The 8,069-nt window shown below is 69.7% G+C and carries 3 protein-coding genes; all 3 read right to left on the reverse strand.

Going from position 1 to position 8,069, the window contains the following annotated elements; translation table 11 throughout:
• Window positions 1-201 precede the first annotated feature (201 nt).
• A complete protein-coding gene (gene recD, locus DBR20_RS01620; RefSeq protein ID WP_108264957.1) occupies window positions 202-2,085 on the reverse strand; it encodes an exodeoxyribonuclease V subunit alpha in 1,884 nt (627 codons plus the stop codon).
• Entirely contained in the window at window positions 2,082-5,756 is a 3,675-nt protein-coding gene (recB, locus tag DBR20_RS01625; RefSeq protein ID WP_108264958.1) for an exodeoxyribonuclease V subunit beta, read from the reverse strand. The genes recD and recB overlap by 4 nt, the downstream gene beginning before the upstream one ends.
• Window positions 5,753-8,069 (reverse strand): exodeoxyribonuclease V subunit gamma (gene recC / locus DBR20_RS01630; protein WP_258223092.1); only part of this gene is annotated, 2,317 nt, incomplete at its 5' end. The genes recB and recC, both read right to left, overlap by 4 nt.

The raw sequence follows: 8,069 nt of genomic DNA on the forward strand, positions 1-8,069 counted from the left end.
GGTTGCGGGGGACGCCGTGAATCCGTCCATGGAGGCTTGGCCGCGGCATCCATGCCGCGGACACCCCCGCAACCGGACCCACCCCGCCTTCGACAGGTTCCTGCTGCTGTTGGTGGGTGTCGACCTTGGTCGACACGGTAGATCCACGCCATGCGTGGATGAAGGTGCGCGTTGTGATTGGAGGAATTGGAAGGACTGAGGTCAGAACAACTGGCCCTGCACTGTCGGTTCTTCGATCGGTGTCGATGGTGCTTCGATCACGTCTTCCGCACCCAGCCGCCACGCCAACCCTCCGAGGCGACTGGCATGCCGCTTCAACGCGGCCTCCAGTACCTCGCCGCTGCCGGCGACCTGCAGGCGCTGGCGGGCGCGGGTCAGGCCGGTGTAGACCAGTTCGCGCGACAGTACGCGGCTGTCCTGCCGTGGCAGCTGCAGCCACACTTCATCGAACTCCGAGCCCTGCGCCTTGTGCACGGTCATCGCGAAGGCGCTCTCGTGTGCAGGCAACGCTGCCGGGTGGAACGCGCGCGGCTGGTCGGCGGTCTCGCCGGGGAACCAGGCCACCATCGCGCCGCTGCCATCGCGCAGGCAGATGCCGATATCGCCGTTGAACAGGCGATGGCGGTAGCTGTTCTCGGTGATCAGCAGCAGTCGGCCCTGGAAGTAGCCCGGGGTGTTGCCGGCCAGCAGCTGTTCGATGCGGCTGTTGAGGCCGCGCGCGCCCTGCGGGCCTTCGCGCAGTGCGGTCAGCACGCGCAGGCGACCGGCCTGCTGCAGCGCCTGCGCCGGATCCACCGCGTCGGCCAGCGCGCGCCAATGATCAAGCAGATGCTCGCGCTGGCCGCGCAACGGATCTGCCTCGCCTTCATGGAAGCGGACGCCGGCCAGTTCACCGCTGCGCAGCAGGCGCAGGGCGGTGCCACTGTCGCCGCCGCGCACGGCCTGCGCCAGCGGTGCCAGGTCCAGCGCATCACTCTGCCGGTAGCCCCGTTGCAACTGCACGCGGCGACCAGCAAATGCACGCGGTGCTGCTTGCGGCTGCAGCGTGGCCGGTGCCAGCAGGCCATGCAGCGCCTGCGCGTCGTCGGCGCGGGTGCCGATGCCATCGCCGCTGGCGCGCAGGATGGCACTGAGCACATCGCCTGCCTCCACCGATGGCAGCTGGTCGGGATCGCCGAGCAGGATCAGGCGGGTGCCGCTGGCGATCGCATCGACCAGCTTGGCCATCAACGGCAGGTCGATCATCGAGGCTTCGTCGACCACCACCACGTCCACCGGCAACGGGTTGTCGGTGTGATGGCGGAAGCGCGGTGAATCGGGAATCACCCCGAGCAGGCGATGCAGGGTCGTGCCTGTGCTGGGCAGCGCAGTGCACAGTGCCGGATCCAGCCCCTGCTCCTGCAGCCGCTGTACGGCCAGGCGCAGGCTTTCGGCCATGCGCTCGGCGGCGCGGCCGGTAGGCGCAGCCAGCGCTACCTTCGGTACGGGCAAGCCCTGGTGCACCGCCTGTGCGGCCAACAGCAGCAGCAGACGGGCGATGGTGGTGGTCTTGCCGGTACCAGGGCCGCCGGTGACCAGAGCCAGCGGGTGGCGCAGGGTCACGCCGGCGGCGCGTGCCTGCTGGTCTTCGCTGGTGGCGGCCTGCGGGAACAGGCGCGCGAACAGCGGCGCCACGGCAGCCATGTCCGGTGCAGGCAGCGGATGGCGGCCGATGCGCTGCAGGCCGACCGCCAGCTGCCGCTCGTACTCGCGGTAACGGCGCAGGTACAGCAGGCCGTTCTCCAGCACCAGCGGCGCTTCCTCTGCGGCGACGCTGGCGTCCTGCGGCGTCGCTACCCAGGGCGAGGCCTGCAGCTGCGCCAGCCACTGCGCAGGCTCTGGCCATGCTGGTACGCCATCGATCAGGCGCTGGGGCTGGCGCGGATCGAAACCAGCGTGCCCCTGCGCCACGGCCAGCGAGGCCAGTGCGGACGCCAGCGCCACGTTGTCTGGCGTGTCCTCGCGCAGGCGCTTGAGGCTGGTGGCCAGGGCGTGGTCCAGGGTGCGCAGCTGGCCACTGCGATGCAGATCGCGCAGCAGGCTCATGCGGTTTCTCCGCGCGCGCGCGCCGCCATAGCGGCCTGGGCCGCTTCGCCGCCGGCAAACAAGGCATCCAGCGCGTCCACCAGTTCCGGTGCGAAGCGCTGCACGTGCACGCCGTTGCCGGCAACGTCCAGGCCCCGGCAGAACAGGTATCGGATCCCGCCCATGTCACGCGCGTAGTCGTACGCCGCGCCCAGGCGGAAACGCAGCCAGCGATGCAGTGCGACGGTGTAGATCAGCGCCTGCAGGTCGTACTCGCTGTGGCGCATGGCAATCTCCAGCAGGTCCGGGCTGTAGCCCGGCAGCCGGTTGGATTTGTAGTCCAGCACATACCAGCAGCCATCACGCACGTAGGTCAGATCGATCTTGCCGGTCATCAGGCCTTCCAGCCGTCTGCGCAGGCCGAAGCCGCGCCGCGCGCTGGAAATACCGTGGTCGTGCAGCAGTTGCAGCAGCACCGGTACTGCGGTCGGTTCGATGGCGAAGTGGAACTCGATCTCGGCGCGACGCTCGTGCTCGGGCACGCTGCACAGCGCACCGCCTTCGGGCAGCGGCACGGTGAGGGTATGGCCCACCAGCGGCACCAGCACCGCCACACCTTCGTCCAGATCCTCGTCGGCATAGCCTTCGTCGTGCAGCGAGCGGCGCAGTACCTCAGCCTGTCCCTCCGGCGTCGGTTGCTGCGGCTGCCAGCCGCTCCACAGTGCGAAGTCGACGTTCTCCAGCGCATCGTGCAGAACGTTGCCGAAGCGGCTGCCCATGAAGCGTGGATCGGGCGGCGAGGTGTCTTCCGCAGCGGCTTCCGGCAGTGCCGGTTCCAGCGGCAGCTCGGCGCCGGCGGGTTCGTCGGCTGCGGGTGCCGGCAGTTCGGTGGCCGCCGCTTCGATATCGTCGCTGTTGCCAGCGTCGGCATGCGCCAGCTGGGTGAAGCTGTAGACCCACCAGTCATGTGGCACACGGCGGGTCAGTGCGCGCACCGCGGGCAGCGCACCTTCGGTTTCGGCCAGCAGCTGCGGCAGGCGATCCGGCAGTGCGCTGTCATCCAGCTCCACGTCCGCGTGCGCGCGCAGCGCCTGCAGATCGCCCAGCAACGGGGCCAGGCGGGTTTTCGCGTGGCCAGCCAGATCGCCGGTGGCGATCCACAGCGCATGCTCGGCGCGGGTCAGGCCGACGTACAGCAGGCGCGCGTCTTCTGCACGTTGTTCGCGCTCGCGCTGGCTGCTGGCCGCTTCCCAGGCTTCGTCCCTGTCCAGCTTCCAGTGCAGCTGGCGCTCGCCCTGCAGGTGCACGGTGCAGTGAGTGGCCGTGTTCGGCGCGCCGCCATCGATACCCACGAACGGCAGGAACACCAGCGGATATTCCAGGCCCTTGCTCTTGTGCAGGGTGATGATCTGCACCCGCCGCGCATCGGACTCCAAGCGCAGCAGCTGCTGCTCATCGTCCTGGTCGGCGTTGGCCATCTGCCCCTGCAGCCAGTCCAGCAGGCCGTGCATGCCCAGTGCCTGCGCCGAGGCTTCCTGCAGCAGTTCGCCCAGCTGCAGGTAATTGGTCAGGCGCCGCTCGCCATCGATCAGCGCCAGCAGGCGCTCGCCCTGCGCCGCGCAGACGTCGGCAACCACCGCGAACGGCCCGCCACGTTGCCAGCGCTCGCGCCAGTGCAGCAGCTGCGCCTGGAATTCCCGTTGCAGGTCGCCCTCGCGCTCCATGCTGGCAATCGCGCTTGCGCGCTGGCCCAGCAGCACGGTTGCCAATGCGGTGCGCAGGCGCCCTTCGTCGGCCGGTTGCAGCAGGGCCAGCAGCAGCGCACGCAGGTCACGGGCCTCGCTGGTGGCGAACAGGCTCTGCTTGCCGGCCGCCACGGCGGGAATGCCGACCGCAGCCAGCGCGCGCTGCACCAGCGTGGCTTCGCGATGCGAGCGCACCAGCACGGCGATATCACCAGGCTGCAGCGGGCGCCCGCGCAGCAGCGCGGTGCCGGCACGCGCCTCCAGCAGGATCTGGTGGATCGCGGCCACGCAGGCCTGAGTCGCTGCGTCGCGCGAGGCGTCGGCGCCGAAGGCCTTTTCGCCGTCGCTGCGCAACAGCCGCAGGGTGAGTGCGGGTGCAGCCCGGCCATCACGCAGGTAATCCTCATCGGTACGCACGCCGCCGGGGCGCACCGGCTCGAACTGGATGTCGCGTTCGAGGAATGCGTCTTCGCCAGCGTTGGCGTACAGCGCCTGCAGCGCGCGCAGCACGGCCGGGCGCGAGCGGAAGTTCTGGTCCAGCGCCGGTGCCTGCTCGGCCACCTGCTTGGCTTTCAGGTAGGTATGGATGTCGCCGCCGCGGAAGCCATAGATGGCCTGCTTGGGGTCACCGATCAGGAACAGCGCCGGTTGCAGCCCCAGTTCGTCCACCTCCGGCGAAGCGCCGAACACGGTATGGAAGATGCCCCACTGGCGGTCATCGGTATCCTGGAATTCATCGACCAGGGCGATGCGGTACTGCGCACGCAGCTGCTTCACCAGGGCCAGCCGCTGCGGGCCTTCCAGTGCGCGGGCGACGCCGTCGATCAGATCGTCGTAGGTCTGCACGCGGCGCAGGCGCTTCAGGGCCGACAGGCGCTGGGTGGCATCCTCGCGCAGCGCATGCAGGAAATTCAGCGCACTGGCCCGCAGCCACTGCTCACGCTCGGCGAGCAATGCGACATAGCGCTCCAGCGGGGCCTGCAGCGGCGAAGACGGTGTGCGCTCGGTGAACTTCTTGTTGGTCTTGGCTACCAGCGCATCGGGCAGCAGCGCAGGCAGGCGGTCGCTGGACAGCAGTTCGGCGGCGTCGCCGCGCTCGGCCCAGCCCAACAGCTGGCGGCCCAGCGGGTGCAACCAGCCCAGCTTGTAGGAGACGCCGTTGATCCACTTGTTGTCGACTGCTTCGCACAGGTCCAGGAAGAAGCGCTCACCGTGCTCGCGCACGGCCATCGACAGTTCCACCGCCGCGCCCTGCAGCGCCGGGTGCGGGTCGGCCAGCGCCAGCGGCTGTGGCCGTGGATGCAGCGGTGGCGATGCCAGCAGCGCGCGCAGGTCAGCGGCCAGCGCATCCGGGGTGGACCACAGCCAGGTCAACGGTTCCAGCGTTGCCGGGTCGTTGGCATGCACACGCCAGAGATCGGCAGCCAGTTCTTCCAGCAGCGCACGATCGCTGGCCAGCAGTTCCGGCGGGTCGAAGGTATGCCCGCTCTCCAGCGCATGTTCGCGCAGCACGCGGGTGCAGAAGCCGTGGATGGTGAAGATCGCCGCCAGGTCGATTTCATCGGCAGCCACCTGCAGGCGCCGCTTCAACGCCGTGGCGGTTTCGGTGCCGTCCTGCAGATGGCGCTGCAGCACCTGCCGGGTCAGCGCCGCGTCGGGCGTTTCATCTTCGCCGGGCGGCAGATCGACCAGGCGTGCGGCCAAGGCCAGGCGTTCGCGGATGCGCTTGCGCAGCTCCTGGGTGGCGGCGTCAGTGAACGTCACCGCCAGGATCTGGCCGATACGCAGTCCCTGCTCGACCACCAGACGGGTGAACAGCGTCGCCAGGGTGAAGGTCTTGCCGGTGCCGGCACTGGCTTCGATCAGTCGCGTGCCGTGCAGCGGCAACGCCAGGTAAGGGTCGGGCAAACGTGTGTCGATGGAAGGGTCCTCGGCAACGCTGCTCATGCGTGGCCTGCCTGTGGATCGTTGCCGAAGCTGCGACCTTCGCGCACGGCGCTGAAGACCACCTGGCTGTTGCGCAGCAGGTCGGCATAACTGGCGTCGTCGGCGAACGGGTCGGCGCCACGCAGCAGCAGCTGCCAGGCATCACTGTTGGCTTCACCCCAGCTGCGATCACTGCCATGCCATTGTTTCCAGCCTTCGCTGCGCTGCTTTTCCACCGGCGCGTTGAACAGCACCCAGCCGGTGTAGGGCGCGAAGCGCAGCGGCTCGCGCAGGCCGCGCTGGCGCAGCTGCAGCAGCGCGCGCAATGCCGCGCGTGCTGCAGGCACGGTCAGCGCAGGCAGCGCATGCGGACCGGGACCGGCATCACCGCCGTCGTGGAACTGCACCAGCGGCAAGGCATCGCCGGCGGCATTGGCCAACAGCCAGTCCAGCCCTTGGCGGATCACCGCATTGCCGTTGAGGGCGCCGGCACGCAGTCGCACCAGGCCCTCGGGATGGCGATCGCCGACCCGGCCATGCAGGCGCACACCGTCGATCTCCACTTCATAGCGGCGGCTCTCCAGCGGCATGCCCTGCAACCAGCCGAGCATGGCCGTGGCGTACGGGCGGGTCTTGAGCTGTTCCACTTCGAACTGGCGCTCGCCGAGGATGCCCGACGGCAGCAGCCCGCGTGCGCGCAGCCGCGGGTACAGCGGCTCGCTGTCGCCGGCCAGGGTGGCCTGCACCACGGCCAGCTGCACGCTGCGCTTCTCTGGCCCGCGCGAGGACAGCACCAGCGGCTCCAGGTCGTCGACGTCCTCGACGTCGTCAGCCAGGCGCAGGCCCATCGACTGCGCGAGGAACTGGCCCGCCGGATCGCACAGGAAACGGCGCAGGCTCTCCAGCGAGACCTCTTCTTCCACCGCGTCATCCGCCGGTGGCGGCAGTGCGGTGTCGAACCACGGCAGCAGGCCGCCGCGCTGCCCGCCCAGTCGCCCGGCGGCCGGATGCCACTGCCGGCGGTAGCTGAAGCGGCGCGGGTCGCCATCACCGAAGGCGGCCGGCGAGAACGGCTGCAGCGCGTGGCGCACGGTGAAGTCCCGCGTGGCGGTCGGCGGATCAAGGTGATAGGCCGCAGCGGCATCGATCAGCTCGCTGACCAGCACCGAGGGTTCGCGCACGCTGCCATCGCGCGGGTCCGCACCGAGATAGCTGAGGTAGAACACGTCCTGCGCCGCAGCGAACAGCTGCAGGAACAGGAAACGATCGTCTTCGCGGGTGGAGCGGTCGCCCGGGCGGCGGCGCGGCGTATCCAGGTCGGCGGTGAGCTGGTTGAGGCCGGCGGCCGGGTCACGACGCGGGAAATCACCATCGTTGAGGCCGAGCACGCAGATCACCCGGAACGGCAGCAGGCGCATCGGCACCATGCGGCCGAAGCTGATGCCACCGGTCAGCAGCGGCGCCCGTGTATCGGCCTCGGCCAGGGCACCGGCGAAGTGCGCACGCACCACCTCCGGCGGCACGCCGTCAGCGAACCCGGCCTTGTACGCATCCTCGGCGAACTGGTTGAGCAGCTTGCGCAGGCGCTCCAGCGCACGCTGGCTGTTGGGAGAGCTGGGCGGCGTCGGCAGCAGCGCATCGAGCAGCGACAGCAGGCGTTGCCGCCACTGTGCCGGGGTCAACAGCTCGCCGAGCCGGCGCTGGTAGACGGCCAGCACGCGCAGCAGGCGCAGCAGCCGGTCCAGCGCATCCAGCGCTCCGCCTTCCAGCTCGATCCACGGCGCCACCCCGGCCAGGTCCACCTCGCTGCCGGTGGCGTGGCCCAGCAGCAGCCGATCCAGCGCGAACTGCCAGGTGTAGGCGTCATCGCTGGGGGCCTGCAGCTGGCCGCGATGGTCGGCATCCAGGCCCCAGCGTGCGCCGGCCTGCTGCAGCCAGCCATGCAGCCGATCGAAGTCGACCGCTTCCAGACCGGCAGCCTCGGCCAGCGGCGCACTGGCCAGCAGGTCCAGCACCTCGTTCAGGCCGAAGCGCGAAATCGGCAGGCCCAGCAGGTGCACGAAGACATCAGCCAGCGGCTCGCCGGCCAGTGGACTGCTGTCGGCCAACGCATAGGGAATGTGCTCGTCGTCGCCGCCACGCCCGCCGAACACCGCTTCCAGATAGGGCACATACGGATCGATGTCCGGCGCCAGCACGGCGATCTCGCGCGCCTGCAACGGCGGGTCGAAGCGCGGGTCCTGCAGCAGGCTGCGCAGCTGGTCGTGCAGCACCTGCAGCTCGCGCAGGCGGGTGTGGCAGGCATGCACCTGCAGGCTCGGGTCGTCGCTGCGC

This window comes from Stenotrophomonas sp. HMWF023 (assembly GCF_003060985.1).
Classification (GTDB): domain Bacteria; phylum Pseudomonadota; class Gammaproteobacteria; order Xanthomonadales; family Xanthomonadaceae; genus Stenotrophomonas; species Stenotrophomonas lactitubi.

Excerpts from the sequence above, each read along its gene's own strand:
- recD (WP_108264957.1), bottom strand. The coding sequence starts at position 2,085 with ATGAGCCTGCTGCGCGATCTGCATCGCAGTGGCCAGCTGCGCACCCTG.
- recB (WP_108264958.1), bottom strand. The coding sequence starts at position 5,756 with ATGAGCAGCGTTGCCGAGGACCCTTCCATCGACACACGTTTGCCCGAC.